Origin of the sequence: Mycobacterium sp. PSTR-4-N, assembly GCF_022348085.1 — a bacterium.
GTDB lineage: Bacteria > Actinomycetota > Actinomycetes > Mycobacteriales > Mycobacteriaceae > Mycobacterium.
On record NZ_JAKRFN010000026.1, the window covers coordinates 39,703 to 66,376 of the forward strand.

The window sequence follows — 26,674 nt, forward strand, 5'->3', positions numbered from 1 at the left end:
CAGCTCGAGCATGCGGGGGCGCTGCGCTGCGGCCGGCTAGCCAAGCTGTTCCACGGTGACGTCGCCGTTTTCGGAGCGCACGCTCACCACCGACGCGGCGCCGCGGGGATCCCGGGTCTGCGGTACGCGCACCACCGTGGAACCCCACGATTGTCCCGTCGTCGCGTCGACCAGGTACGGGCCGGGCGGGGGCAGCGCGATCGTCACGTCGCCGTCCTCTGTCCGGGCGTCCAGCGTCGCGGGAACGCCGGAGAAGTCGACGTCGATGTCGCCGGTCGCCGTGGTGGCCCGAAACGTCCCGGTCACTGAGATCGTGTCACGGGTGTCGATGTCGCCGTTCTGTGCGGTGATCTCGACGTCGCGCGCGGCGCCGCCGAGAATTACCGCGCCGTCGCGGGTGCGGGCCACCAGCCGGTCGATGTCGGCCTCGAGCATCACCACACCGGTGTCCTGGTCGGTGGTCACCGTGGTCCGACGGGCCTGATCCCCGGGTAACACCACCGTGATCCGCGAGGCGCGCCCCCAGTTCAGGAGGGCAGTCGGTTCGGCGTCTATGGTCACGCGCGCCGACGTGCCGTCGGCGGCCACGGACAACGGATCCGCATCGGCGCGTACGGAATTGACCATCGTCATGTCGATGCGTGGCGTGCGGGCCTCGCGATCGGTGGTGATACGCACGAGGACCGGAACGGAGCCCGTGTCGACGGTCACCGCGCGCACGGTCGCGGGCAGCGCGGCGCTGTCGGTGACGACCCGGAACGTGCTCACGCCCCAAGCGAAGACGGCCAGTGACGCCACGGTTCCGATGATCAGGGCCGTCGCGGCGACGACCAGGACGGCGCGGATCGCCGTACGGCCGCCGGGTGACGGCGCCGGTGGCGGGGTGGGTGGGGTGACCGTGGTTGTCATGGTGGTCATGCGGGAGTCCCTTCGCGCGTTCAGGATTCGAGATATCGCAGCACAGCGAGGACACGCCGGTTGCCGCTGTCGTCGGGGGCCAGGCCGAGCTTGGTGAAGATCGACGCGATGTGTTTCTCGGCCGATCCGACCGACATGTGCAGGGCCGTCGCGATCGCCGAGTTCGTCTTGCCCTCGGCCATCAGCTGTAGGACCTCGCGTTCGCGCGGGGTCAGCGCATCCAGGATGTTGCGACGGTGTGAGCGAACGAGGATCTGCGACACCACTTCTGGATCGAGCACGGTCCCGCCGGCCCCGACGACGGCCACGGCATCGAGGAAGGCCGGGACATCGGCCACCCGGTCCTTGAGCAGATAACCGAAGCCGCGAGTGTCCGAGGCGATCAGGTCGGCAGCGTATCGCTCCTCGACGTAGTGGGAGAGCACCAGCACCGGCGACTCCGGGTTCTGGCTGCGCAGCAGTGCTGCGGCGCGGATCCCCTCGTCGGTGAAGGTGGGCGGCATCCGGACGTCGAGGATCGCGAGGTCCGGCCGGGTGTCGTTGACCAAGCGCAGCAGGTTGGTCGCGTCGGGCACCCCGGCCACCACGTCGTGGCCGGCGTCGGTGAGGATGCGTTCGATGCCCGCCCGCAGGAGCGCGGAATCCTCGGCGATCACGATGCGCATGGCAGCACCGCGGTGATGATGGTCGGACCGGTGACCGGGCTGGACACCGTGAACGTGCCGCGCGCCGCGCGCACCCGCTCGTCGAGGCCGCGCAGTCCCGTGGCGTTCTCGTCGCCGGTGATCTGCGCACCGCCCCGTCCGTCGTCGAACACGCTGACGTGCAACTGCTGTGCGGTGTCGTCCAGGCGGACCGTGACGGCGGCCTGGCCGGCTCCCGCGTGGCGGGTGACGTTGGTCAGGGCCTCGGCGACGACGAAGTAGGCGCACGCCTCGACCTCGTCGGGTAGGCGGCGGGGCAGGTGGACACTCAACGTGGTCGGCACCCCGGATGTCGTCGCGCGCTGCACCACCGCCGACAGCGCCGCGTCGAGGCCGCGGTCGGCCAAAATCGTCGGAGCGATACCGCGGACCACGTTGCGCAGTTCCACGAGAGCGCTCTTCGCCTCGTCGTGGGCCTCGGCGATCAGCGCCTTGGCGGCGGGCAGATCGGTGTCGAGTTTCGTCTGGGCCAACCCGATCGTCATGGCCAGGGACACCAAGCGAGGTTGCACACCGTCGTGGAGGTCGCGTTCGATGCGGTGGCGTTCGGTCTGTGCCGAGGTCACCGCGCCCTGCCGTGCATCGGCCAGTGCGCTGACCTGGTATTGCAGGTGGGCGGTCGGCGATGGCGTCAGCAGCCAGCGGTCGATCGTGGCGTCGAGCGCAGGGGCGTAGACGAGCAGCGCGCCCGCGGCGACGAGCGCCACCACCGCGAGCAGCAACGCCACCGGTGTAGGGAGGAACGACAGGCCGGCATCGGCGTCGCTGTTGCCGATCGCGATCGCGGCAGCTGGTGCGAGGAAGGCGAACACCAGCAGGGCGACTGCCAGACCCGTGGCCAGGAGGTCGTAGGTCATGCGCAGGTAGTGGTGGGCCACCGCCTTCCAGAACCGGGCGCTGCCCAGGTCGAGCAGGATCTGGTGGGCCCAGCGTTGGAATCCGGTGTGTGGGGAGAGCCGGCGCGGCGGCACGCCGATGCCCATGCCGAACACCGCTTCGCTGCGCACCCGTTCGACGCGCTCGACGCCGCGCACCAGGTAGGTGAACACCACGGCGGCCAGGACGAAACCGATCACACTCGGGATCGAGGAGACGCCGATGATCAACAGCGTCAACGGAATCCAGAACCAGACGGTGGCGATCGCCGCGCCGGTGACCATCGAGGCCGTCGGCACCACGCCGATGGTCGTCGTGCGCGGAACCGGGGGTGGCGCCGCGATGTCGGGTGCCGACTCGATCGTCGTCTCAGCGGGTGCGGTCATGGTCACCAACCTAGGGATCTCGGCACGGGAGCGGGACGGCGTTTTCCCGCCAGTCCGGCGGGGGATAACCCCCGCCGCAACCTAGATTGGTCTGACCACTTGACCAACTGGCCGTGGGGCGGGCACAGTGTCGGGCATGGTGCTGCGCCCCGTGAACCGCCGTTCGGTGCCCGAGGACGTCTTCGACCAGATCGTCGCGGACGTGCTCAGCGGTGAGATGCAGCCGGGGGAAGCTCTGCCCAGCGAGCGGCGGCTCGCCGAGGTCCTCGGCGTCTCGCGCCCGGCCATCCGGGAGGCGCTCAAGCGCCTGGCGGCCGCGGGTCTGGTCGAGGTGCGCCAGGGTGACGCCACGACCGTGCGAGACTTCCGGCGGACCGCGGGCCTGGACCTGCTCCCCACGCTGCTGATGCGCGGCGGTGAGCTGGACCTCGACGTCGTGCGCAGCATCCTCGAGACACGCCTGCACAACGGGCCGAAGGTCGCCGAACTCGCGGCCCGCCGCGGCGGCCCGCACGCGCGCGAGATGCTCGACCAGGTTCTGACCGCCTTGGCCGAGGAAACCGATCCCGTTGCCGCGCAACGTCATGCACTCGACTTCTGGGATCACATCGTCGACTGCGCAGACTCGATCGCGTTCCGGCTGATGTTCAACACGCTGCGCGCCACGTACGAACCCGTGCTGCCCGCCCTGGCCGCGGTGATGACCGCCGAGGTCGAACGCGTCGACGACTACCGAGACCTGGCCGGCGCCGTGATCGCCGGAGACGCCGGTGCGGCGTCGTCACACGCCCGGCGTCTGCTCGAACCGGCGACCACAGCCCTGCTCACCGCTCTGGCACACCTGGAGGAGAAGCCTTGACCAGCGCACCCGTCCGCCCCACCCGCCGACAGTTCACCCTCGGCGACGCCGCACGCGAATTCGCGGCGCATCCGTCTCCGTGGATGATCGGCACGACGCTGGCCGCCGCACTCACCGCGCGTCTCTACCTCGGGGATTGGACGTGGACCGACGCGGTGGTGCCCGTCGTGATGCTCGCCGTGTTCCCGTTCTTCGAATGGGTCGTCCACGTGTGCATCCTGCACTGGAAGCCCCGCCGCATCGCCGGACTGCGCATCGACTCCCTGTTGGCGCGCAAGCACCGCGAACACCACGTCGACCCGCGCGATGTCGCGTTGATCTTCATCCCGTGGCCTGCGCTGCTGTGGGTGTTGCCCGTGTCGGTCGCGATCGCGCTGCTGGCGTTTCCGCGACCCGCCCTGGGTCTGACGTTCCTGACGTTCCTGGCCGTGCTGGGGCTGTGCTACGAGTGGTGCCACTATCTGGTGCACAGCGACTACAAGCCGAAAACGGCTGTCTACCGGGCAGTGTGGCGTAATCATCGGCAGCACCACTTCAAGAACGAGCACTACTGGTTCACCGTCACGAGTGCCGGCACCGCCGACCGGGTGCTGGGTACGTGCCCATCCCCGACCGCGGTCGAGACGTCACCGACCGCCAAGAACCTGCACGGCCAGCCCACCTAGGTGCTGACCCCTCGCATGTCAGAATCGCGGCGTGCAAATCGGGATGACGATGCCGGTGATGGAGCCCGACCTGGACAGTGCGACGCTGCGGGCGTGGGCGCGGCTGGTCGACGACGGGCCGTTCTCGTCGTTGTGCTGGGGTGAGCGCATCGCGTTCGACAATCCGGAGAGCCTGACTCTGCTGGGCGCCCTGGCCGCGTGGACGGAGCGGGTGCGGCTGGTGACCACGGTGGTGATCCCGCAGCTGCACGACCCCGTCATGCTGGCGAAGGCTCTCGCGACCGGCGACCTGCTGTGCGACGGGCGGTTGACGGTCGGGATCGGTGTGGGCGGGCGGCACGAGGACTACCGCGCTGTCGGCGCCGACCCCGCGACCCAGACGATGCGCCAGCTCGCCGACCGGGTCGCTGTCATGCAGCGGGTGTGGGCGGGGGAGAACGTCACGGACGCGACGCTGCCGGTGGGGCCACCGCCCGTGCAGTCCGGCGGACCCGAGTTGCTGGTGGGCACAACGGGTCCGAAGACGCTGCGCAGCGCCGCGGGCTGGGCTTCGGGCCTGGCGGGCATCAGCCTGGATCTCGATACCGCGGCGCAGAACGAGCTGTTCGACGTCGCGCGCGCCGCATGGCGCGACGCCGGCAAGCCGGCACCGCACCTGGCCACCTCGTTCTGGTTCGCGATCGGGGAGGGGACCGCACCTCGCGAACAGGTGCATCACCACCTGCGGCGGTACATGAACTGGATACCGGCCGAGATCGTCGACGCGATGGCCCCGACGACGGGCTGGGCCGGCACCCAGGACGAATTACGTGTCGTGCTCGGCCGATTCGCCGACATCGGCACCGATGAGATCCACCTGATCCCGACCAGTACCGACATCGATCAGCTGCGCCAGGTGGCCGAGGTGGTGTCCGACCTCAGCTGAATGCCGGGGAGTCGGTGGAGGCACGACCACGGCCCTTGCTCAGCGTCGCGAGCAACTCTCGGTAGGGACCGACGAGATAGGCGGTGTCGCCGGCATGCAGCTGCGAGTCGCGCCGCGGGTGCAGTTCACGGGCGCCATCGCTGCCGACGATCGCGATCACCCGGGTCTGTGTCGAGAGCTCGGCCATCCGGATGCCGTCCAGCTCGCTTCCGGGATCCACCCGTACCCCGCCCACCATGAACGACGCCTGGCCGACCGAGAACGTGCCGAACACGGTGAGGCCCAGCGCCGCCCCGATGAACCACGGTGCGGACAGCTCGACGGTCGACAGCACGGTGTCGAAACCGAACCGGTGCGCGACCGCGGCGCCCAGCGCCCGATCGAAGACCCGCAGCACGACCGGCGCGGCGGTGCTGGCCCTGAGCTGCTCGCGGGAGACGATGGCCGTCTCGATGTTCACCACGTCGTCGTCGGTGAGCACCGCCACCGCCGTGGCGTCGTCGATGCGCGCCGCGTGCAACGTCGAGGGCAGCGTGGCGTCACCGAAGATCACCGGGATGCCCCGGTCGGCAGCCGCGGACAGATAACGGTTCTCGTCGTTGAGCTCGATGACCGCGACGTCGTGGCCGGCGGCCTTCAGATCGGCGGCCACCCGGATGCCGAACGATCCCAGGCCCACCACGATCATGTGGCGCTCCAGTTCGCGGACCTTGCGTCGACCCGCCGAGTACGCCAGGCGCCGCGACAGCAGCAGGTCGGCGACGAAGGCCATCAGCACGGCCGTGGTGGTGATGCCGGCGAACATCAGCACGATGCTGAACAGGCGCAGCCACGTCGGCTGGTCGCTGAAGCTGAAGTCGCCGTATCCCACGGTCGCGATGGTCTCGGTGGAGAAGTACAGCGCGTCGACGAAGCTCATCCCGGGCTTGTCGTAGGCGAACCACAGCAGGAGCGTCGATCCGATGAGCAGGCTCATCGACACCGAGAGGGCGCGATAGAAATTGGGGTTGACGTCTTCGCGAAAAGCGCGCGCCGCGTTGGCTATTCGGGTCATCGCAGAGCGGCGGGGATGGGGGCGGGCCGCGGTGTCGGGGTCGTCGAACTCGCCGGTGTCGCCGATGACCGCCACCCAGTCGCCTTCGTCGACGTGCAGGTCCCGCCCCGGGCAGGCGACCACTGCGCCCGGGGTGGAACTGTGCTCGCCGTGCACGACGGCGACCGGGGCGAGGTCACCGTGGATCTCGCGCAACGTGCCCGCGCGGGTCACCGCGGTGCCCGACACGACGAATCGGAGGTCACCCGCGGCGATCGAGTGCGTCGTGCGGGCAAGGCACCGCTCCACGACCGACGGCGCAGCGAGGTCGGCGACGTCGAGGACCGCGCCCGGCCCGTTGCCCGCCGCCATCGCCTCCCGCAACACGGTGTTCGCCAGGCGGGCCACGACCCGCACGGTGGGACTGAATCGCCGCGCCAGCAGCGCCATCTCGAGATTCTTCGCGTCGTCCGGCCCGGCACACACGACGGCGGTCGCCGTTGCGACGCCGGCCGGGGTGAGTTGATCGGGCTGATCGATCACCGTCACTGTGGCGCCGGCGCTGCGCAGCTCCTCGGCGATGCGCACCGCCAGTGCGTCACCACCGCTGACGATGGTGTGGCTGCCGGCCATTGCAGCAGGGTACGCAATGCGCCGCTACCCGGCAGGATTTAGACGGTGACGACCTCGTAGTCGCCGAGCTGACCCACCAGCGTGTGCAGGTGGTCCTGCGCAGAACCCAGTGTCTGCTCGATGGCCGTCAGCCGAGCGGCGTAGTGGCCCACCGGATACTCGGCGGTGACGCCGATACCGCCGTGCAGCTGGATCGCCTCCTGGGCGATGTGGCGGCCGGACCGGCCGATCTGCACTTTGGCACGCGCGGCGATGGTCGCAGACAGGTCACCGTCGGCGATCGACATGGCGGCGTACAGCGCCATGCTGCGGGCGAGCTCGAGCGAGACGTACATGTCGGCGGCGCGTTGGGTCAGCGTCTGGAACTTGCTCAGCGTGACGCCGAATTGCTTGCGCTGCGTGAGGTATTCGGTGGTCAACCGCAGAGCCTCCTCCATGGCCCCGAGAGCCTCGGAGCACAGGCCCGACGAGAACCGCGCCAGTGCACGCTCGACGGCTTCCGATGCGTCGACCGCATCACCGAGCGGCTCGGCCGAAGCGGCGTCGAGGTCGATCTCGGCGCCGCGCTGTCCGTCGAAGGTCTTGTAGGGCTTGCGTGAGACCGCCGACCCGTCGACCAGGAACAGCCCCGTGCCACCGTCGGGCAGCGCGGCCGTGACCACCAATGTGTCGGCGCTGTCGCCGGCCAGCACCGGATTCTTGGTGCCACTGACCGTCCACCCGTCGCCGGCGCGCGCGGCGGTGGTCTTGACCGTCGCGGTGGGTCGGCGCATGCCCGGCTCGGTGTGGGCGAACGCCAGCAGCCGCTGACCGCCGGCGACCTCGTCGAGCAGCGCGCGTTGCTCGTCGTTGCCGACCTCCGCGATCACCGCGCCCGGACCCAGCGCAGCGTGCAGTATCGGCTCAGGTGCCAGCCGGCGGCCGGCTTCGACGAGCACCGCGTGGATCTCGAGCTGCCCGCCGGCATCCTCGTCGAAGCCGAGGCCGAGAACCCCGGTTTCGGCGAGCTGGTTCCACACGTCGCGGCTCCAGCCTTGATCGGTGTCGAGCACCTTGAGACGGCTTTCGATGTCGTACGCACGCGTGAGCATCTCGCGAGTGGTGTCGCGCAGCAGGGTCTGTTCTTCACTGAACTGGAAGTCCATGGGTTCGCCTTGTCTCTACAGTCCGAGGATGGTCGACGAGATGATGGTGCGCTGCACTTCGTTGCTGCCGCCGTAGATGGAGGTCTTGCGGTAGTTCAGGTAGCGCGGTGCACTGTGCTGCGCCCACTGCGGGGACGCGATGTCGGCGTCGCTCCCGAACGGCAGGATGTCGGATCCGGCCACCTCCATCATGAGCTCGGTGGCGACCTGCTGCAGCTGGCTGCCTCGCAGCTTGAGCACCGACGACGCGGGGTTGGGCTTGCCGCCCTTCGAGCCCGAGGCCACCCTCATCTGGGTCAATTCCAGTGCGAGCACGTCGTTCTCGGCCTCCGCGAGCCGCGCCGCGAACAGCGGATCCTCCAGCAGGCCATTGGCTTTGGCGTGCTCCTTGACCTCCGCGAGGCGCACCTTGGTACGCCCGACCTGGGCGATGCCCGTTCGTTCGTTACCGAGCAGGAACTTCGCATAGCTCCAGCCCTGGTTCTCCTCACCGACGAGATTCTCAGCGGGCACCCGGACGTCTTCGAAGAACACCTCGTTGACCTCGACGCTGCCGTCGACGAGCTTGATGGGGCGCATCGTGATGCCGGGGGTGTCGAGATCGATCAGCAGGAACGAGATGCCGGCCTGCTTCTTCGGGGCGTTGGGATCGGTGCGCACCAGGCAGAAGATCCAGTCCGCGTACTGGCCGAGCGTGGTCCAGGTCTTCTGGCCGTTGACCACGTAGCTGTCGCCGTCGCGCGTCGCCGTGGTGCGCAGCGAGGCGAGGTCGGAGCCCGCCTCTGGTTCGGAAAAGCCCTGGCACCACCAGATGTCGAGGGCGGCCGTCGGCGGCAGGAAGCGCTCCTTGACCGCTTGGGAGCCGAACTCGGCGATCACCGGCCCGACCATCTTGGCGTTGAAGTTCAGCGGCTCCGGCACGCAGGCCAACTGCATCTCGTCCAACCAGATCTGGTGCTGGGTCGGCGTCCAGTCCTTGCCGCCCCATTCGACCGGCCAGCTGGGCACCGCGAGGCCGTGGTCGTTGAGGATCTTGTGCGTGGTGACGATGTCTTCTTTGGTGATCTCCACACCGGCGCGGCTGCGTTCCCGGATCTCGGCAGGGATCTCCGTCCGGTAGAAGGTGCGAAGCTCGTCGCGAAACTCGGCTTCGCTGGGTGTCAGTGCCAGCTGCATGGCGGCCTCCTGCTCCATCGATGGACTCCCTGCAGACTAACCACTTGGTTGGCAGCCCCTCCGCGCAGTGCGGGCGATGTCATTTCTGCGTGCGATTCACTGCTTGCGGCCTCACCCGGACGCGTAACCTCTCGAGGTGTTCGCACAGCGTCTGAAGAGGGGATTGGACATGCGCAGACTCGCGAGGACAGTCGGGGCCTCGGCCCTGATCGTCGGCTCACTACTCGGGGCGCCGACCGCCGCGGCGGCACTGCTCGCCAACCCCGCTCCGGCGCCGGCACCGGCGCCCACGCCCGAGCGCCCGACGGTGCAGCTGCTCGACTGCTACGGGTCCACCGGCTGGATGGGGTGTGGCCCCGGTTGGACCTGGCGCGACGGCTGGCGCGGCTTCGCGTGCTATCCCTGCTGACCCGACGACCCTCGAACACCGCGGAGACACGCATGAAACTTCCTGCCATCTCGCTCGGGGGATTGGCCGCCGCGTCGGCCGTCCTCACCCTCGGTCTCGGGACAGCCGCAGCCGCACCGGATTACGGGACGCTGCCCGTCAACCCGAACGTGACCACCGACTCGACGGCCTATGTACCCGTCCCGCCGGTGCTCGACCCCGGCGGCCAGCAGGGCGTCGAACAGGTTTTCAACCACCGGGACGGCACGCGCGGGATCACGACGAAGATCCTGGTGCTGTCGTCGCCGCAGGCGGCGACCGACGCGATGAACGCCTGGCGTGACGGCCTGGGTGGCGTGGTCGCCGATCCGAAGTCCGAGCCCGTCGATGTGGCTCCCGGCGCCATGTGGGCGACCGGGTTGTCGCCCAACGGGTCGCAGTCCGTCGGCGTGCTGATGTTCACCCGGGGGAACGCCGCGGTCGACGTGGAGTTCGACGGTCCGGCTAACGATCCGGTTCCGGCCGACCTCGCCACGCAGTACGGCAAGGACCAGGTGGCGGCGCTCGATCAGCAGCTGGGGGCGTAGCCCGGCGTTCGTTCACGCCGAACGCACGGTTTCTGAGGGGCTCACTCGCGTTTCGCGTCACAATTCGTACACTCGGCGGCCGCCGGTTGTCGGTGCTCGCCGATACGGTGACCCGCACTGTGATGAATGCTGAGATCGCGGACATGCGCCGGTGAGCGTGCCGGAGAAGCGCGCTGATGTGTGGGAATCTGTGTCGGTGGCGCGCAGATCCGACCTGTCCTCCGCGGATGTCGTCGCCAAGGCGCAGCGTTTCCCGCGGCTGCGCTACATGGGGTCCAAGTACCGACTGCTGCCGCACCTGGAACGCGTGTTCGCCGAGATCGGCGGGGAAACCGCCGTCGACGCCTTCTCGGGGTCCGGGGTGGTGTCCTACCTGCTCAAGGTGCAGGGCTTCGCGGTCACGTCGAACGATTTCCTCAACTTCCCGGCGGTCATCACGGCGGCCACGGTGCAGAACTCGTCCGTACGGCTCGACCAGGAGCTGATCGACACGATCTGCGGGCCGCCGGCCGACGATCGCGACTTCATCCAGCGCACCTTCGACGGTCTCTACTTCACGCCGGAGGATCGCCGGTTCCTCGATTCGGCGTGGTCGCACATCGACACGTTGAGGGGCCATCGGCGCGATCTGGCGATCTCCGCGCTGGTCCTGTCCGCGGCGCGCAAGCAGCCGCGCGGGGTGTTCACGTTCACCGACGGCACCAAGTACGCCGACGGGCGCCGCGACCTCAAACTGACGCTGCGCGAACACTTCCGCGAACGCGCGCTCGACTACAACGCGACGGTGTTCAGCAACGGCGCCCGCAGCCGAGCGCGCCGCGGCGATGTGTTCGAGATCCCGGACAACGCACCGGATCTGGTGTATCTCGACCCGCCCTACGCGCCGCCCAGCGACGACAACGACTACATCAAGCGCTATCACTTCCTCGAGGGTCTGTCGGTCTACTGGCGCGACGTCAGGATCATGGAGAACACGAAGACCAAGAAGCTGGAGAAGCGGTTCACGCCGTTCGCCTACAAGCGCACGATCGAGGACGCGTTGCTCCGGTCGTTCGAGCATTTCGCCGACGCGGGTGCGATCGTGCTGTCGTACTCGTCGAATGCGATTCCGGGAGCGACGCGCATCCGCGACCTACTGGGCAAGGTCAAGCCGTCGGTCGAGATGATCGCGATCGATCACAAGTACAGCTTCGGCACGCACGTGGCGGCCGCCCGGCGTGACGTGAGCGAGTACCTGTTCATCGGGCGGGACTGATGAGCAGTGCCGTCGCCTTCGACGATTACGTGGCGTCGCTGGGACGGCTGACCGCGATCGTGGATCCGACGGCGGCGACGCCGGAAGCCGAGGCGATCAGCGAGGCCGTGGCCAGCCTGGAAGACCTGCCCGACATCGACGCAGCGACTCTGGCCTGGTGGGCGCGGCACAATCCGCAGTCAGTGCATGTGCTGGGGCTGACCGTCGGGCTCGGTCAGGAGAAGCTCAAAGCGGCGGTCACCACCGAGTTCGGCACGGCCGGGTTCGTGACGCTGGCGCGACAGCGCCCGGCGGAGCTCATCGCAATGCTCGACGAACAGTTCGATCTGCTGCGGTTGCTGCGCATGCAGCGCAACCGCACGTACACGCTGGCCGATGTGTTGATCGCGCGCGCCGGGCCGCGGGCGACCGCGTCAGGGGGACAGGCGTCCGGTCGCAGGATCGAAGACGAAATCTCGTCGATAGCAAGCGATCTCGGCTTGCCGCATACTCAGCGATCCCGATTCACCGGCCGTCAGGGGCGAACGGCGCCGGCCGACCTGATCGTGCCCGATGCCGACAACGCATCGATCGTCGTCGCGGCCAAGGGCTTCGACTCCACCGGCAGCAAGCTCACCGACGCGGTCCGGGAGATCGAGGAGATGGCCGAGGTGCGGCTTCCGCGCCAGTTCGTGTTCGCAGTGATCGACGGTATCGGCTGGCACCGGCGCAAGGCCGACCTGAAGAAGATCCACAGTTTGTGGGCGAATGACCACATCGACGGCATGTACACGTTGGCGAGCCTCGATCAGTTCCGCACCGATCTGCGCGACGCCGCGACGCGGCTCGGACTGGGCGCGGGGTAGGCGCGCATTCATTCGTCAGCGCTGCAGCATGGCCCGGCGCTGTCGGAGTCGAGGCGGTCCGGTGGACCCGGTATGATTCCGAAAGCCACTGCGTAGCAATCGATGATTGCAGACCATGTTCTTCCGCTGCCGTTGTTCGCGGATGTCATCATGAGCCTCCCGTCGTCGTGGCCGGTTGTGGCGCTGCTGATGACGATGCCGCGGCCGCGGCGACGCGGGTATCCGCTGATCGGTTCGTGAGGAGGGGGAGTATCGGTCCCCCCGATTGGTGGACAGAAGTGCGTGGCATTCGCGTCTTTCACGGCGGCTGGTACTCCGATCGCGTTTGCGGCATCCGAACACCGAGCTGAATTCAGTGCGTGCGGTTCCATCACGCCGGGCCACCGATTACGTCAGCCCCACGTTCCCTTGCCGCCGGCCGACTTGGTCGACGCAGACGTGGATAACCGAAAGCGCCTACGAGCTGAGAGTCTGGCGGGGGTTACATCCGTAATGTTGTCGGTAGTACTCGGCAAATCGCCCGGTGTGGCAGAAGCCCCAGCGGCGGGCGATGGTGGCGACTGTGGTGACGGCGCGATCGGCGGCGACGAGTTCGAGATGCGCATTGTGCAATCGGACCCGCCTCAAGTACTCGATCGGGGTGCAGTCGCGATGCCTGCGGAACATGTACTGCAACGCGCGGGTGGTGACGAAAATGTGGTTCGCAATGTCGGAGACGGTGATATCGGTGTGCGCGTGGTCGTCGATGTAGGCAACGGCGCGTCGGAGAAGCGCTGGTGTGGAATCGCGCCGGTCCTCGATGGTCGGGTCCAGCAAGGCATTGCTGGGAAAGCTGGCGAGCATGGTCGCGGCGAGGTGCCGGGCGACCGTACCGACCAACAGCGGGCTGTGTGTGGCGTCCGCACTGGTCACAATTCCGTCGAGCACATAGTCGATCGTCTGGGCCATCATTCTGTTCGCGGCGGACGACACCGGCATCCCCCCTGTGAGCCGAACGAGTTCGGGAGTGTTGCCGGCCCGGGGTGCCGTCGAAGCTACGGCGCTGAGCACACTCCGATTGATCTGTATCAGGTCGAAGTGCCCGTGAATGATGTCGCCCACCAACGGTACGCGTTCTCGCCACGCTATCGCTGTTGTCGTTCCCGTCGGACACAGGTCACCCATACCGGACGTCTGCTGATGCCGGAGAGAGCCCGACCGCACACGACACAGGACGATGCCATGGATGGGGTCGGCCTCGTAGCGACAGCGATAGCTGTGTCGGAACTGGTCGAACGCCATCGACCCGAGCTGTGACCGCATGGCCCATGTATGGGTGGGTCGATCAGGACTTCGCGCGAATTTCGTTCTCGTGTAGTACGCGCTCACCGCGTTCTCTGCCTCGTCGAGGTCGTCCGTGTCGATGATGACATTGCGTGACATCGGATTCATTCCCGAGCAGATGTCGTCAGGGCGTCGTGACAGAGTGACGTTCATCTGAGCTCCTCCTCCCGCGGGCGCATGACCTAGCCGAACCCAAGAGCACAAGAATCAGCTCCCAGGACGCCCAATACTTGATCCCGCAGGCGTGAAGTTGCTGCTCGAGTTTCGACCCGCGGTGCCAAGTCTCCGCCTGGGCCCGGCTGACCGGGTGTTCGACAGGCGATCAGGATGTCGCGCGGCGTGTGAGGCATATCAGTGAAACATCCGCTGTCCGAACATGTTCAAGCCGATTGCGGTTCGTGCGAATCGCAGCGGATGACCCGGGTAGCCGGTTTCTCGGAGCGCGGGGAAAAGCTCTTGCCGACACCTACCGCCGGCCACTGCCGCTTCATTGCGAAGCAGCCGTGCGTGTTCCATTCCACCGCACAGATGAGGAAAGCAAATGATGGGAACAGCGAAGTTCATGATCGGCTCCGTGTTGAGCGGAACGGCACTGGCGATGACGGGCGCCGGCGTGGCTGCGGCGCAGCCCGCATCGGAAAATGTGAATGTGACGGTCGACGCCGTGATCATTCGGGAGAACACCAGCCCCGGGGACGCTGCGCGGATATCCGCCGCGATTTGCGGTGACAGCCCTGCGGAGGTGACCGCAATGGCACGGACCGTCGACACCACCGGCGCACCACAAACCGTGTGCGACGTGCCAGGTGGCGCTGTCGTGCTGACCAAGTACGGCCAGAACGACGGCAACGTCCCGGCCAATCCGGGCCACGGTGCGCAGGCTCCGGCTCCGCCGGCAGGCGGTGCCCCCGGTCCAGCCGCTCCGGCACCCAACCCTCCGAGCGGCCACTGAGGAAACCGCGGGAGCATGTCGCCCGACAGGACGTCGGGCGACATGGCTCCTGCGGGCCGTCGCGGAGGCGGAGCGGCACCACTTGTCCCCGCAGGTCCAATTGGCCCGTCGGAATTCGTCGCGTGGCACCCATTCGCCCGGCCTGCGTGCGCGTGCACAGTGGGGCGGGACCGCGGGGCTGGAAAGAAGGCTGAACCGTCTTCGATCCTCGCGAGGCCCAGGCGTTGGGGCTTGGTTGCAAACATTGGCCGGTCGAAGCCATCAACGTTGCAGGCCAACGCGATTCCTGAGAGATGCACTGTGAAAGCGCATGAATCGTCACCATGAGAAAAGGATCCGCAGTTGTGTTCATCGTCGCGCCTCGCCGACCTGCCCCATCGATCTGCCGCCCGGCGGCTGGCCTCCATCCGCGCCGGGAGACTGTCTGCGGCCGCGACGAGGGTCACGAAGGTTGTCACCAAGCCCGAGTACGCAGTGGGGTTCCACGCGAGCTGGCTGCTGGTTTGGCTCATACCGGGCACGGTCGCGACCCTGCTGTGGTGGTCGGACTCGGTGGTCTGGGTTTCGTGGATGTCGCTCTACGCCATAGTGATCGGGCATTGGTCCTCGGTGCAGGCTGCCCTGGCAGACCGACGGGTGAAGCGGCAGCAGTCTGATGGATCCGGCAGCGCCACTCAGTGCGGTGACGCAGGGTGTCGGTGCGGTCGAGCTGGGATGTTGAAGGCCGACAGACGACCGTTAACGGCGGAGTAGGGCGTCCTGCGAAGCAGGCCGGACGCCGCGGGTGGCGGAAATGGTGCTGGCAGGACGAATCGATTCCCATGTTTTGGTCCCGTCGGGCGCAGGCGCTTGCGCGACTGAGTCGTCACAATCGTGGGCGTGCGCATCAGCGATCGGCCGCCACCGAGCGGTGATCGATGTGCCTTGATGTGGACTGCGAATGCAGGCCGGAGCCGAGGTGAGCACACCGGCACCCCTGGAGGCTCGGCGGCCCCAGGCCGACCCGTTCGGGGCTCGCACTTCTTCCTGTCCGCCAGGTGTTACCCGGCCGACACCGGAATCCTCAGTGGAAATCCACACACGTTTCACCGCTGAGAAGTTCCTTGCATGTGTGCGTTTCGGTCGTGCCTGACTCGGTCGACCAACCAGTGTCGCCGCTGCCGAAAAAACGGTCGGCCGGCCTCAGCGCGAACACAGAAACAAATTGTCTCGCAATTGTTTAGCGCCGAAGTGCAGGGGCACCATCCCCCCGCACCAACTCACCGGAGGAGAGAAAACTATGAAAGGCATCGTGTACGAGGGACCGCGCCAGGTCAGCGTCAAGGACGTACCTGACGCAGAAGTCGAGCGGCCCAGCGACGTGTTGGTGAAGATCACCGCAACCAACATCTGTGGCTCGGATCTGCACATGTACGAAGGCAGAACCGACTTCGAGACCGGCCGCTGCTTCGGCCACGAGAACCTCGGTGAAGTCGTCGAGGTCGGAGACGGCGTCGACAAGGTCAAGATCGGTGACCGGGTAGCCATACCGTTCAACGTTTCGTGCGGGTTCTGCAAGAACTGCGAGCGAGGATTCACCAATTACTGCCTCACCACCCAACCCGAACCGCACATGGCCGGGGCGGCTTACGGCTTCGCCGACATGGGGCCGTGGCAGGGCGGCCAGGCGGAACTGCTGCGTGTGCCCTATGGCGACCACAACTGCCTGCGGTTGCCCGAAGATTCGGTGGACAAAGAGAACGACTATGTGATGCTCGCAGACATTTTCCCGACGGGATATCACGCCACGGAGTTGGCCGGGGTCGTACCGGGTGACTCCGTGGTGATCTTCGGGTCGGGACCAGTCGGTCTCATGGCCGCTTTGTCCGCGGCGGTCAAGGGCACCTCCAAGGTGATGGTGGTGGATCGCCATCCCGACCGGTTGAGACTTGCCGAGGAGATCGGCGCCATCGCCATCGACGACTCGAAGGTAGACCCGGTGGAGGTTGTGATGGACGAGACCAAGGGCCTGGGTGCCGACCGCGGGTGCGAGTGCGTGGGCTACCAGGCGCACGACCCGCAGGGCACCGAGCATCCGAACATGACGCTGAACAGTTTGGTGAAAGCGGTTCGCTTCACCGGGGGCATCGGCTCCGTCGGTGTGTACGTCCCCCAAGATCCGGGCGGCGCAGACGAATTGGCCAAGAAGGGTGACGTGGCCTTCGACTACGGCCTGCATTGGTTCAAGGGCCAGACCCTCGGTAGCGGACAGTGTCCGGTCAAACGGTACAACCGGCGCCTGCGCGATCTCATCGCAGGTGACAAGGTGAAGCCGTCCTGGATCGTCTCGCACAATCTCTCCCTGGACGAGGGCCCCGAGGCCTACCAGCACTTCGATAGCCGGGACGAGGGCTGGACCAAGGTCGTGCTGCACCCGAACGGGTCGAGCAAGCAGAAGGCCGGCGCGGGCGCACGCTGACCCATCCACGGCATCACATCGGTACTGACGACCGACGACGTGCCGCACGGGCACGCCGTCACCTCACAACGAAAGGAACTCACAGTGGCAGACCAATTGCGCGGCAGGCGAATTGCGATTCTGGCCGCGGACGGCGTGGAACGGGTGGAACTGGAACAGCCCAGACAGGCTCTGCACGACGCCGGAGGCACCACCGATCTGCTGTCGTTGCACGACGGCGAGATTCAAGCGCGCGACCACGACCTGGAATCGGCAGGTACGTTCTCCGTGGACGGCTTGGTGGAGTCGGCGTCGGTCGACGACTACGACGGGTTGTTGCTGCCTGGCGGCACGGTGAATCCGGACCAGCTGCGAATGAATTCCGCCGCGGTCGCGTTCGTCCGCGACTTCATGTCCGCGAGTAAGCCGGTCGCTTCGATATGCCACGGACCATGGACGCTGATCGAGGCCGGCGTCGCGAGCGGCCGGACGCTCACCTCGTACCCGAGCATCCGCACCGACCTGCGCAATGCCGGCGCCAACGTCGTCGACGAGGAGGTGGCGCGGGACGGGAACCTGATCACCAGCCGATCGCCGGACGACCTCCCCGCCTTCTGCGCGGCGATCGTGGACTTGTTCAGTTCGGCCGCACAGCCCGCCGGCGCGGGGAGCGGCTCGTGAGTACCCCGGTCAGCAAGGTTGCGCAGGCGGGTCTGAACGTCGCCGGTCAGCTGGCCCGCCAGCTGCAACGCAGGCTCGCCGGCGAAACGTCCCAGGCCGCAGACCCCGAGCCGCGTTCGCGGTGGCGCAGTGTGACGATCAACAGGCCTGCGGAGGACCTCATGCCGGGCGGCCGGGTGCCCGAGCCCCTCGCCGCGCTCGGCGACCGCATCGAAGTGCACGTCCGCACCGCTCCCGGCGGGAAGGGCACGGAACTCGCCGCGCGGCTGCGCCAGGCGGAGCCCAGTGGGCCCGGGTCGGTTGCCAGCCGCGTGTCGGGAGACGACCCGCGCCAGCAGCTCCGGTCGGCCCTGCGTCAAGCCAAACAACTGATCGAAGTGGGTGAGGTGCTGCGGGTCGACCCCGTACCGCACGGCACCCGCAGCGCCGCCCCGACCGGCAAACTGGTCGAGTTGGCGACCCGCCGCGCAGGTGGGGAGGGAGTCCTGTGAAGGCCCTCTGTTGGACAGGAGTCAACGAGACGTCGGTGGAGACCGTCGACGACCCCGAAATCCTCAACGATCACGACGTGATCCTCCGGGTCAGGTTATCGACGACGTGCGGGTCGGACCTCCACCTGCTGGGCGGCTACATCCCGACCATGCGCGCCGGCGACGTACTGGGACACGAGTTCATGGGCGAGGTGGTGGAAGTCGGCCCGGCCGTCCGCAACCATCAGGTGGGTGACCGAGTCGTGGTCTGCTCGTTCGTCGCCTGCGGACAGTGCTGGTACTGCCAGAACCAGCTGTTCTCGTTGTGTGACAACGGCAATCCCAACCCTGCACTCACCGAGGCGATGTGGGGGTCTGCGATCGGCGGATGCTTCGCGTACAGCCATGCGCTGGGTGGGTACGCCGGCAGCCACGCCGAATACATTCGCGTGCCCTATCCCGACCATGGTGCATTCACCGTGCCGGAGGGGGTTTCGGACCTGGCGGCGCTGTTCGCCTCCGACGCCGCCCCGACCGGGTGGACCGGCGCTGACGGTGCCGGCGTCGCTCCCGGCGACATCGTCGCCGTGTGGGGCGCGGGCGGGGTGGGGCAGATGGCTGCGCGCGGCGCAATGCTCATGGGCGCAGAGCAGGTCATCGTCATCGACCGGTTCCCCGAACGACTTGGGCAGGTGCGCACACACATCGGCGCTGAAACACTGGACTACTCCAAGGACAGCGTCTTGGCCGAGCTGAAGGAGCGCACCGGCGGCCGTGGCCCCGACGTGGTGATCGAGGCCGTCGGGATGGAAGCGCACGGCACGGGCCCGGCGTATCTCTACGATCAGGTGAAGCAGCAACTACGCCTGCAGAGCGACCGGCCCACGGCACTCCGCGAGGCCGCCTACGCATGCCGCAAGGGTGGCAGCATGTTCATCCTGGGCGTATACGGCGGAGTCGTCGACAAGTTTCCGCTCGGTGCCATCATGAACAAGTCGATGACTGTGCGTGGGGCGCAGCAACACGGTCATCGCTACATTCCCAGGATCCTGCAGAACATGGCGGACGGGGAGCTGGACACCGAACATCTCGCCACCCACGTCATGCCGTTGGACCAGGGCCCGCAGGGCTACCGAATGTTCAAGAACAAGTCCGATGGCTGCGTCCGCGCTGTCTTTCGGCCCTCGGGGTGAGGTCTTCAGGGGTCGCAGACTCGTCATGAATAGGTTGTGACACTGCAGATGACGAGGTCCGGCCGATCGGTGGACAGCGGGCCGGACGGCCCGCTGATCAGCCGGCGAGAAGCGGGTTCCAGATCTGGCTGAGCGACGGATGAGGCGCTATGACGTGTCGCAGCACCGACAGGGGAACTTCGCCGACGACTGCGACGGTGGCGCCATGGACCAAGTCGGCGACATTCGGACCGACGAATGTGGCTCCGAGAAGTGTGTCGCGTTCGGCATCGATCACCAACTTGGCCTCGCCTTCGAAGCCGTCGCGCAGGATCAGGAGTTCTCCGAGACCACCGGGGTATGTCGCGCACCGCGTGGTGACGGCGAATCCCGCTGCGCGCGCGTCGGCTTCGGTGTAACCGACCTCCACCACCTGCGGGTCTGTGAAGATGATCTGAGGCAGTCGGCCGGTGTCCTGTGCGGACGATCCCGTCGCGTCCGGTGCGACGCCGCGTGCGCGACCGGCCACGACATCCGCCACGATGCCCGCGTGATACTGAGACACATGGGAGAGCAGCGCACGACCCGTCGTGTCGCCGATCGCGTACAGCCATTCACCACCGACTCCGGTCGCCGTGAGGTGATCGTCGACGGCGACGAACTCTCCCACCGGAAGATCCACGGTGTCCAGGCCCACGTCGTCGGTGTTCACCGAACGACCTGTGGCAACGACGATTTCGTCGGCCTCCAAGCGTGAGCCGGCGGCGACGATCGTGACACCGCCGGAATCGTTTCGCACGACCGACGTCACCGGCGTTTCGCAGCGGATCTCGACACCGCGGTCCTGCAGAGCGCGCAACACGCGCGCACCGACGAAGGGTTCGGAACCTCGCAGAAGGCCGGACCCGCGTGCCAACAGCGTGACCTCGCTTCCGAGCCCGGACAGAATGGTCGCGCTCTCCACGCCGACGACTCCGCCTCCGAGGACTACGGTTCTGTCCGGGACGCGCGTCATGGTCGCGAGTTCGCGGTTGGTCCATGGTGCGGCAGAAGGCAATCCGTCGATGTCCGGGATGAACGGGCGTGTCCCGGTGGCGAGTATGACGGCGTGTTCGGCATGAAGTCGGCGCTCGTGTCCGTCGGGATCGTTCACCACCACTGTGCGTTCGCCGTCGAGCCGACCTCGACCCCGGACCACCTCGATCCCGGCTTCGGTCAACCCGGCGACGAGGTCCCGGTCGACGAGGTGGTCGATCACCGCGTCTCGCTTGCTCAAGACAGCACCAACGTCAACGGTCTGGCTCGCCAAAACCTCGCGCACACCGGGTACGGCTTTGGCGAGGTCGAGAACCTCGATGGGCCTGATGAGCGTCTTGGTCGGGTTGCACGCCCAGTAGTGGCATTCGCCGCCGATCAACCGGTCTTCGATGACGGCGACGGCGAGTCCGTGGCCCGCGAGCCGAATGGCCGCGGTGACCCCGCCCGGGCCCCCGCCTATCACCACCACGTCGAATCGATCGGGATAGCTCATCGGGTCCTCCACATGGGTCATGCCGCCGAAAGTTCGGATCGGCTCGTGATGAAACGGCGGTGCTCGGGACGATCGGTCAGGCCTTCGCTGTCCTGTTCGGCGTCCGTTCTGGGTGAGGGGAGCGGGCGATCGCCGCGGCGGTGACGCCGAGAAGGGCGCGACGCAACGGGGCTACGTCGCCGGTGGCACCGGCGAGCAGCACGCCGCCCTGATAGGCCGCGAGCATCGCAGAGGCCAGAGTGTCGGCGTCGGAGCTCTCGGTCAGACCACCGTTGTCTGCGACGCGCCGAAGTCCCCTGGCCAGTAGCTCTTCCCATCGTTGGAATCCGGAAAGCAGCGCATGGCGTGCTGCTGTGTCGGACTCGCCGAGTTGGTGCACGAGTGACCCGATGGGGCAACGAATCGATGGTGCGGACGCGGCGTGGAAAGCCACGACTTCATCGCACCAGGCCTGCACGTCGGCAGGTGTCGACATCGACTCCAGAAACGGAGCGAGACCGGCGACGACCCGTTCGACCTGGTAGGCGACCACTTCGGCGACCAGGTCGGACTTGTCGACGAAGAAGTGGTAGAGCTGACTGCGCCCGACACCTGCGGCGGCGCCGATCTCGTCGAGCGTCGTGGTCCGAACACCCTGAGCGCCAAAGAGATCGCACGCTGCATCGAGGATGCGCGTCACGGTCGCTCGACCGCGATCCGTCGTCGGTGGCACCCTCACGACAGCCTCCTCCTCTCGCTCTCGACGTCTCTGTACTTGACAGTACATTCTTTGTATCGGACAGTACAGTTCTGGGCGGTTCGGTGACGGAGTGAGAGACGACATGTCTGCAGATGTTGGCGCGCCGGCAGCGCCGGATACACGGGGCTTCGCGAGGAGCCGCAGCACGGCGGTGACCGTCCGTGTCGGGATGTGGCTCGGGGTCGCCGTCGTGTTGTGCATGGCGACAGGATTGATCAGTCACCTCATACAACATCCACAGCCGTGGTTCTGGTGGCCCACGCGGCCGGTCTGGCTGTATCGCGTCACGCAGGGGCTGCACGTGATCAGCGGGATCGCCGCGATTCCGTTGTTGATGGTCAAGCTGTGGTCGGTGTGGCCCAAGCTCTTCGCCCGGCCTGTGATCGGAGGTGTGGCGCGCCAGCTCGAGCGACTGTCCATCCTCGTGCTCGTCGGCTCGATGATCTTCCAGCTGAGCACCGGCCTTCTCAACATCGCTCAGTGGTATGTGTTCGGATTCTATTTTCCGCCAGTTCATTTCGCGATGGCCTGGGTCGCCCTGGGGGCGGTTGCGGTGCACGTCGGTGTCAAGCTCCCGGTGATCCGTCGCGCACTCGGTGAGCCGATCGATGCAGGCGATGTCGCCGGTGGCGGCGCGGTAGGGGCGACCCGCCGCACCGTCCTGATCGGCGCTGCTGCGGCCACCGCGCTGGCGACCGTCGCGACCGCCGGTCAGACGGTGCCGTGGCTGAGACGGCTGTCGGTGCTCGCTCCTCGCTCCGGCGACGGCCCGCAGGGTGTGCCCATCAATCGGACGGCATTCGCCGCCGGTGTCGTGCGTGCCGCCCAGTCGCCGGATTACCGGCTGACGGTCGTCGGCCCCGCCGCCACTCGCAGTTTCACGCTGGCCGACCTGCAGGCCATGCCCCAGTCGACACGCGAATTGCCCATCGCCTGCGTCGAGGGATGGAGCGTCAATGCGTCGTGGACGGGTGTCGTACTCGCCGATCTCATTGCAGCGGTGGGTGGTTCGCCGGAATCCGCCGCGCGAATGATCTCACTGGAACCGCCAGGACCGTACTCGCGCACGATCCTGCCTGCGCCGCACGCCCGTGATTCGGCGACGCTGATCGCTCTGCGGCTCAACGGTGAGCAGCTCGACCTCGACCACGGTTACCCCTGCCGGCTCATCGCTCCGACGAGGCCCGGTGTCCTGCAGACGAAGTGGCTGACCCGAATCGAGGTGGTCGGCGAATGACGGGGCAGACCGCGTCGTCGAGTGCCGCGACCAACGCCCTACGGGGCGCTCTTGTGATCGCCGGAATCGTCAGCGCGTCCTGCGGCGTCTGGCTGCTCCTGGATCTGAACATCCAGACCCTCATCCGCATCGGCATATGGATTGCAGTCGGCGTGGCGGTCCATGACTTCGTGTTCGCCCCGGTCACCGCAGCGCTCGGCTACACCGGGCGCCGGGTGCTGGGGCGAGGCTGGTGGCCACCGATCGCCGTCGCTGCGATGTGCTCGGCCACCCTGGTCCTTCTTGCGATACCGGTCTTCGACACCCCGGGCGCCAAACCGGACAACCCGACCGTTCTCGACCGCGAGTACCCACTCGGCTTGAGCGTGTCACTGGCACTCGTGTGGGCCTGTGTGCCGGTCTACTACGCGATCTCCACCGTGGTGCGGCGTCGACGTTCGTGACGCCGACTGCCGGCAGGCGACGGTCTGAACGGGAATTCCCTGGCCGCGAAAAGTGCCCCCGGCAGGATTCGAACCTGCGGCCTTCTGCTCCGGAGGCAGACGCTCTATCCCCTGAGCTACGGGGGCGCGTGGTGATGCTGCGCCGATCGGGCGTGGTTAGCGTAGCGCATCCGTGCGGGGAAACGGATTCGGGGCATGAGGGGCCCAGACCATAGGATGGTCCCTCGTGACCCCCGCCGATCTGGCCGAACTGCTCCGCAGCACCGCTGCCGCGGTGCTCGATGCGCACGGCCTGGACTCCTCTGCACTGCCGGCCACCGTCACCGTGGAACGCCCCCGCAACCCCGAGCACGGCGACTACGCCACCAACCTGGCCCTGCAGCTCGGCAAGAAAGTCGGCGCCAACCCCCGCGAGCTGGCCGGATGGCTGGCCGCCGCACTCACCGAGCAGAGCGGCATCGCCGCCGCCGACGTCGCCGGACCCGGCTTCGTCAACCTCCGCATCGAGGCGGCCGCACAGAACGTGCTGGTTGGCGACGTCATCGCCGCCGCCGCGGGCTACGGGACGTCGGCCCAGCTCGCCGGCACGAAGGTCAACCTCGAGTTCGTCTCGGCCAACCCGACCGGACCCATCCACATCGGCGGCACCCGGTGGGCGGCCGTCGGTGACGCGCTGGGCCGGCTGCTGACCACCCAGGGCGCCGAGGTGGTACGCGAGTACTACTTCAACGACCATGGCGCGCAGATCGACCGGTTCACGAACTCGCTGATCGCGGCCGCAAAGGGTGAGCCGACGCCCGAGGACGGCTACGCAGGCACCTACATCGGCGACATCGCAGCACAGGTGCTCGCCCAGGAACCCGATGCGATGAACCTGCCCGACGAGCAGATGCGGGAGACCTTCCGCGCCATCGGCGTCAACCTGATGTTCGACCACATCAAGGCCTCGCTGCACGACTTCGGCACCGATTTCGACATCTACACCCACGAAGACTCGATGCACACCTCCGGCCGCGTCGACCAGGCGATCGCCAAGCTGCGCGACACCGGCGCCATCTACGAGAAGGACGGCGCCACCTGGTTGCGCACCACCGACTACGGGGACGACAAGGATCGCGTCGTCATAAAAAGCGACGGCAACCCGGCCTACATCGCCGGTGACCTCGCCTACTTCCTGGACAAGCGCCAGCGCGGGTTCGACCTGTGCATCTACATGCTCGGCGCCGACCACCACGGCTACATCGCGCGCCTGAAAGCCGCCGCTGCCGCTCTGGGCGACGATCCCGACACCGTCGAGGTGCTGATCGGTCAGATGGTGAACCTGGTGCGCGACGGTCAGCCCGTGCGGATGAGCAAGCGTGCCGGCACCGTGATCACGCTCGACGACCTCGTCGAGGCGATCGGCGTGGACGCCGCGCGCTACGCGCTGATCCGCAGCTCGGTCGACACGCCTATCGACATCGACCTGCAGCTGTGGTCCTCGGCATCGGCCGAAAACCCGGTCTACTACGTGCAATACGCGCATGCGCGGCTGTGCGCGCTGGCCCGCAACGCCGCCGACCTCGGCATCGCGCCCGACACCGCTCATCTGGATCTGCTGACCCACGACAAAGAGGGCACCCTGATCCGCAACATCGGCGAGTTCCCACGGGTGCTCGCCACCGCCGCAGCGCTGCGCGAACCGCACCGTGTCTCGCGCTATCTCGAGGATCTGGCGGGCGATTACCACCGCTTCTACGATTCCTGCCGGGTGCTGCCCCAGGGTGACGAGGAGCCCGGCGATCTGCACGCTGCGCGGCTGGCACTGTGCGCGGCCACCCGTCAGGCGATCGCCAACGGTCTGGGCATCCTCGGCGTCAGCGCGCCGGAGCGGATGTGATCGCCCACCCGGCCGGGCCCCGTCACGCTGAAGAGATTCACCACGCGGGCGCGCCGGCCCGGCCTCAGACCGCGGCCGATGTCGCGGCGTTGGCGCCGAATGTCTGGCCTCGCAACGCGGTTCGCGACGACGCCGGTGTCCTGACGATCGGCGGGGTTTCGGTGACCGACATCGCCGCCGAGTACGGCACCCCGGTGTTCGTCGTCGACGAGGACGACTTCCGTTCTCGCTGTCGCGAAATCGCGGCAGCTTTCGGGGGCGGCGACCATGTGCGCTACGCGGCCAAGGCATTCCTGTGCACCGAGGTCGCGCGCTGGGTCGACGAGGAAGGTCTGTCCCTCGACGTCGCCAGCGGGGGAGAGCTCGCTGTCGCCCTGCATGCCGGCTTCCCCGCCAATCGCATTGCGCTGCACGGCAACAACAAATCCATCGCCGAGCTGACCGCGGCGGTGCAGGCCGGGATCGAGCACGTCGTGGTCGATTCGATGATCGAGATCGGGCGGCTGGACGACATCGCCGGTGCCGCTGGTGTCGTCCAGGACGTGCTGATCCGCATCACCGTCGGCGTGGAGGCGCACACCCACGAATTCATCTCCACCGCGCACGAGGATCAGAAGTTCGGCCTGTCGCTGGCCAGCGGCGCCGCGATGGCCGCCGTGCGCCGGGTGTTCGAGGCCGATCACCTACGCCTGGTCGGCCTGCACAGCCACATCGGTTCGCAGATCTTCGACGTCGCGGGCTTCGAGCTCGCCGCGCACCGGGTCATCGGCTTGCTGCGCGACGTCATCGCCGAGTTCGGGGTCGACAAGACCGCACAGATGTCGATCGTCGACCTCGGGGGTGGGTTGGGCATCTCGTATCTGCCCTCGGACGATCCGCCGCCGATGGAGGATCTCGCCGCCAAGATCGGGGCCATCGTCGAGAACGAATCTGCCGCCGTCGGGCTGCCGGCACCCCGACTCGTCGTCGAACCGGGCCGGGCGATCGCCGGGCCCGGCACCATCACGGTCTACGAGGTCGGCACCGTCAAGGACGTCGCGATCGCGGCGGACCGGCAGCGCCGCTACGTCAGCGTCGACGGCGGGATGAGCGACAACATCCGCACCTCGCTCTACGGCGCCGAATACGACGTCCGCCTGCTCTCCCGCATCACCGAGGAGGCCCCGGTGCTCTCCCGGGTGGTCGGGAAACACTGCGAAAGCGGTGACATCGTGGTGCGCGACGCCTGGCTGCCCGGTGACGTGGCCCCGGGTGACCTGCTCGGGGTGGCGGCCACCGGCGCATACTGCTATTCGATGTCGAGCCGATACAACCTGATCGGCCGGCCGGCCGTGGTGGCCGTGCGCGACGGGCAGACCCGCCTGATCCTGCGCCGGGAAACGGTTGACGACTTGTTGAGTCTGGAAGTGAGGTAA

At 67.4% G+C, this 26,674-nt stretch carries 25 protein-coding genes and 1 tRNA gene; 16 read left to right on the top strand and 10 right to left on the bottom strand.

The features are described 5' to 3' along the window. Window positions 1–36: 36 nt before the first annotated feature. From MHN84_RS25655 to MHN84_RS25665, 3 genes are read right to left on the bottom strand one after another with little or no spacing between them, the layout of a single operon-like run. The gene (locus tag MHN84_RS25655) at window positions 37–918 is read right to left on the bottom strand and encodes a DUF4097 family beta strand repeat-containing protein (RefSeq protein ID WP_241207335.1); all 882 of its coding nucleotides are present in this window, start codon (window positions 916–918) and stop codon (window positions 37–39) included. 20 nt (window positions 919–938) lie between these two features. Next, window positions 939–1,583, bottom strand: coding sequence for a response regulator transcription factor (locus MHN84_RS25660; RefSeq protein WP_241207336.1), 645 nt, complete (start codon window positions 1,581–1,583; stop codon window positions 939–941). Continuing rightward, window positions 1,571–2,884 (bottom strand): histidine kinase, encoded by a 1,314-nt coding sequence (locus MHN84_RS25665; protein ID WP_241207337.1) that lies wholly within the window; start codon window positions 2,882–2,884, stop codon window positions 1,571–1,573. Before MHN84_RS25665 ends, MHN84_RS25660 begins: the two co-directional genes overlap by 13 nt. Before the next feature lie 136 nt (window positions 2,885–3,020). Between MHN84_RS25665 and MHN84_RS25670 the strand changes: the two genes are divergently transcribed. The 3 genes from MHN84_RS25670 to MHN84_RS25680 are packed head-to-tail and all read left to right on the top strand — an operon-like array spanning window position 3,021 to window position 5,333. Continuing rightward, a complete protein-coding gene (locus MHN84_RS25670) occupies window positions 3,021–3,743 on the top strand; it encodes a FadR/GntR family transcriptional regulator (protein ID WP_241207338.1) in 723 nt (240 codons plus the stop codon). Beyond that, a complete protein-coding gene (locus MHN84_RS25675) occupies window positions 3,740–4,408 on the top strand; it encodes a sterol desaturase family protein (protein WP_241207339.1) in 669 nt (222 codons plus the stop codon). The genes MHN84_RS25670 and MHN84_RS25675 overlap by 4 nt, the downstream gene beginning before the upstream one ends. A gap of 43 nt (window positions 4,409–4,451) precedes the next feature. After that, entirely contained in the window at window positions 4,452–5,333 is an 882-nt protein-coding gene (locus tag MHN84_RS25680; protein ID WP_241207383.1) for an LLM class flavin-dependent oxidoreductase, read from the top strand. Here MHN84_RS25680 and MHN84_RS25685 read toward each other — a convergent pair. Genes MHN84_RS25685 through MHN84_RS25695 form a run of 3 tightly spaced genes read right to left on the bottom strand, consistent with a single transcriptional unit; the run spans window position 5,326 to window position 9,320 of the window. Beyond that, window positions 5,326–6,999 carry an NAD-binding protein gene (locus MHN84_RS25685; protein WP_241207340.1) on the bottom strand — a complete coding sequence of 558 codons (1,674 nt, stop codon included), beginning with the start codon at window positions 6,997–6,999 and terminating at the stop codon, window positions 5,326–5,328. The two genes, MHN84_RS25680 and MHN84_RS25685, sit on opposite strands and share 8 nt — an antisense overlap. A 38-nt stretch (window positions 7,000–7,037) precedes the next feature. Next, complete coding sequence (locus tag MHN84_RS25690; protein ID WP_241207341.1) at window positions 7,038–8,144, bottom strand: acyl-CoA dehydrogenase family protein; 1,107 nt, start codon at window positions 8,142–8,144, stop codon at window positions 7,038–7,040. 15 nt (window positions 8,145–8,159) lie between these two features. Next, window positions 8,160–9,320: an acyl-CoA dehydrogenase family protein gene (locus tag MHN84_RS25695; protein ID WP_241207384.1), complete on the bottom strand. Its 1,161-nt coding sequence runs from the start codon at window positions 9,318–9,320 to the stop codon at window positions 8,160–8,162. Between the two features lie 169 nt (window positions 9,321–9,489). On the opposite strand from MHN84_RS25695, the gene MHN84_RS25700 reads away from it, so the two are divergent. From MHN84_RS25700 to MHN84_RS25715, 4 genes are all read left to right on the top strand, one after another. Beyond that, the gene (locus MHN84_RS25700) at window positions 9,490–9,729 is read left to right on the top strand and encodes a hypothetical protein (protein WP_241207342.1); all 240 of its coding nucleotides are present in this window, start codon (window positions 9,490–9,492) and stop codon (window positions 9,727–9,729) included. Between the two features lie 32 nt (window positions 9,730–9,761). After that, window positions 9,762–10,295 (top strand): hypothetical protein, encoded by a 534-nt coding sequence (locus MHN84_RS25705; protein WP_241207343.1) that lies wholly within the window; start codon window positions 9,762–9,764, stop codon window positions 10,293–10,295. Window positions 10,296–10,452: 157 nt separating this feature from the next. Next, the gene (locus MHN84_RS25710; protein WP_374238429.1) at window positions 10,453–11,550 is read left to right on the top strand and encodes a DNA adenine methylase; all 1,098 of its coding nucleotides are present in this window, start codon (window positions 10,453–10,455) and stop codon (window positions 11,548–11,550) included. After that, complete coding sequence (locus tag MHN84_RS25715; RefSeq protein WP_241207344.1) at window positions 11,550–12,395, top strand: hypothetical protein; 846 nt, start codon at window positions 11,550–11,552, stop codon at window positions 12,393–12,395. Before MHN84_RS25710 ends, MHN84_RS25715 begins: the two co-directional genes overlap by 1 nt. A 456-nt stretch (window positions 12,396–12,851) precedes the next feature. Here the strand turns inward: MHN84_RS25715 and MHN84_RS25720 are convergent, their stop codons facing one another. Then, window positions 12,852–13,343 carry a helix-turn-helix transcriptional regulator gene (locus MHN84_RS25720; protein ID WP_241207345.1) on the bottom strand — a complete coding sequence of 164 codons (492 nt, stop codon included), beginning with the start codon at window positions 13,341–13,343 and terminating at the stop codon, window positions 12,852–12,854. 916 nt (window positions 13,344–14,259) lie between these two features. On the opposite strand from MHN84_RS25720, the gene MHN84_RS25725 reads away from it, so the two are divergent. The 5 genes from MHN84_RS25725 (at window position 14,260) to MHN84_RS25745 (ending at window position 19,451) form a co-directional block, all read left to right on the top strand. Continuing rightward, a complete protein-coding gene (locus tag MHN84_RS25725) occupies window positions 14,260–14,670 on the top strand; it encodes a hypothetical protein (RefSeq protein WP_241207346.1) in 411 nt (136 codons plus the stop codon). Window positions 14,671–15,949: 1,279 nt separating this feature from the next. Further along, window positions 15,950–17,128, top strand: coding sequence for a glutathione-independent formaldehyde dehydrogenase (locus tag MHN84_RS25730; protein WP_241207347.1), 1,179 nt, complete (start codon window positions 15,950–15,952; stop codon window positions 17,126–17,128). Between the two features lie 84 nt (window positions 17,129–17,212). Further along, complete coding sequence (locus MHN84_RS25735; protein ID WP_241207348.1) at window positions 17,213–17,788, top strand: type 1 glutamine amidotransferase domain-containing protein; 576 nt, start codon at window positions 17,213–17,215, stop codon at window positions 17,786–17,788. Continuing rightward, the gene (locus MHN84_RS25740; protein ID WP_241207349.1) at window positions 17,785–18,279 is read left to right on the top strand and encodes a hypothetical protein; all 495 of its coding nucleotides are present in this window, start codon (window positions 17,785–17,787) and stop codon (window positions 18,277–18,279) included. Before MHN84_RS25735 ends, MHN84_RS25740 begins: the two co-directional genes overlap by 4 nt. After that, on the top strand, window positions 18,276–19,451 hold the full coding sequence (locus tag MHN84_RS25745) for a zinc-dependent alcohol dehydrogenase (protein WP_241207350.1): 1,176 nt from the start codon (window positions 18,276–18,278) through the stop codon (window positions 19,449–19,451). The genes MHN84_RS25740 and MHN84_RS25745 overlap by 4 nt, the downstream gene beginning before the upstream one ends. A 97-nt stretch (window positions 19,452–19,548) precedes the next feature. On the opposite strand, the gene MHN84_RS25750 is transcribed toward MHN84_RS25745, so the two are convergent. Together MHN84_RS25750 and MHN84_RS25755 are read right to left on the bottom strand one after the other, a co-directional pair. Beyond that, the gene (locus tag MHN84_RS25750; RefSeq protein ID WP_241207351.1) at window positions 19,549–20,982 is read right to left on the bottom strand and encodes an NAD(P)/FAD-dependent oxidoreductase; all 1,434 of its coding nucleotides are present in this window, start codon (window positions 20,980–20,982) and stop codon (window positions 19,549–19,551) included. Window positions 20,983–21,037: 55 nt separating this feature from the next. Next, on the bottom strand, window positions 21,038–21,679 hold the full coding sequence (locus tag MHN84_RS25755) for a TetR/AcrR family transcriptional regulator (protein WP_241207352.1): 642 nt from the start codon (window positions 21,677–21,679) through the stop codon (window positions 21,038–21,040). Between the two features lie 103 nt (window positions 21,680–21,782). Between MHN84_RS25755 and MHN84_RS25760 the strand changes: the two genes are divergently transcribed. Further along, window positions 21,783–22,937, top strand: coding sequence for a molybdopterin-dependent oxidoreductase (locus tag MHN84_RS25760; RefSeq protein ID WP_374238428.1), 1,155 nt, complete (start codon window positions 21,783–21,785; stop codon window positions 22,935–22,937). Continuing rightward, window positions 22,934–23,380, top strand: coding sequence for a hypothetical protein (locus tag MHN84_RS25765; protein WP_241207353.1), 447 nt, complete (start codon window positions 22,934–22,936; stop codon window positions 23,378–23,380). Before MHN84_RS25760 ends, MHN84_RS25765 begins: the two co-directional genes overlap by 4 nt. Before the next feature lie 53 nt (window positions 23,381–23,433). Here MHN84_RS25765 and MHN84_RS25770 read toward each other — a convergent pair. Further along, window positions 23,434–23,506: transfer RNA gene (locus tag MHN84_RS25770), tRNA-Arg, on the bottom strand. A 100-nt stretch (window positions 23,507–23,606) separates the two neighbouring features. Here MHN84_RS25770 and argS point away from each other — a divergent pair. Next, complete coding sequence (gene argS / locus MHN84_RS25775) at window positions 23,607–25,259, top strand: arginine--tRNA ligase (protein WP_241207354.1); 1,653 nt, start codon at window positions 23,607–23,609, stop codon at window positions 25,257–25,259. A 35-nt stretch (window positions 25,260–25,294) separates the two neighbouring features. Then, window positions 25,295–26,674: a diaminopimelate decarboxylase gene (lysA, locus tag MHN84_RS25780; RefSeq protein ID WP_241207387.1), complete on the top strand. Its 1,380-nt coding sequence runs from the start codon at window positions 25,295–25,297 to the stop codon at window positions 26,672–26,674.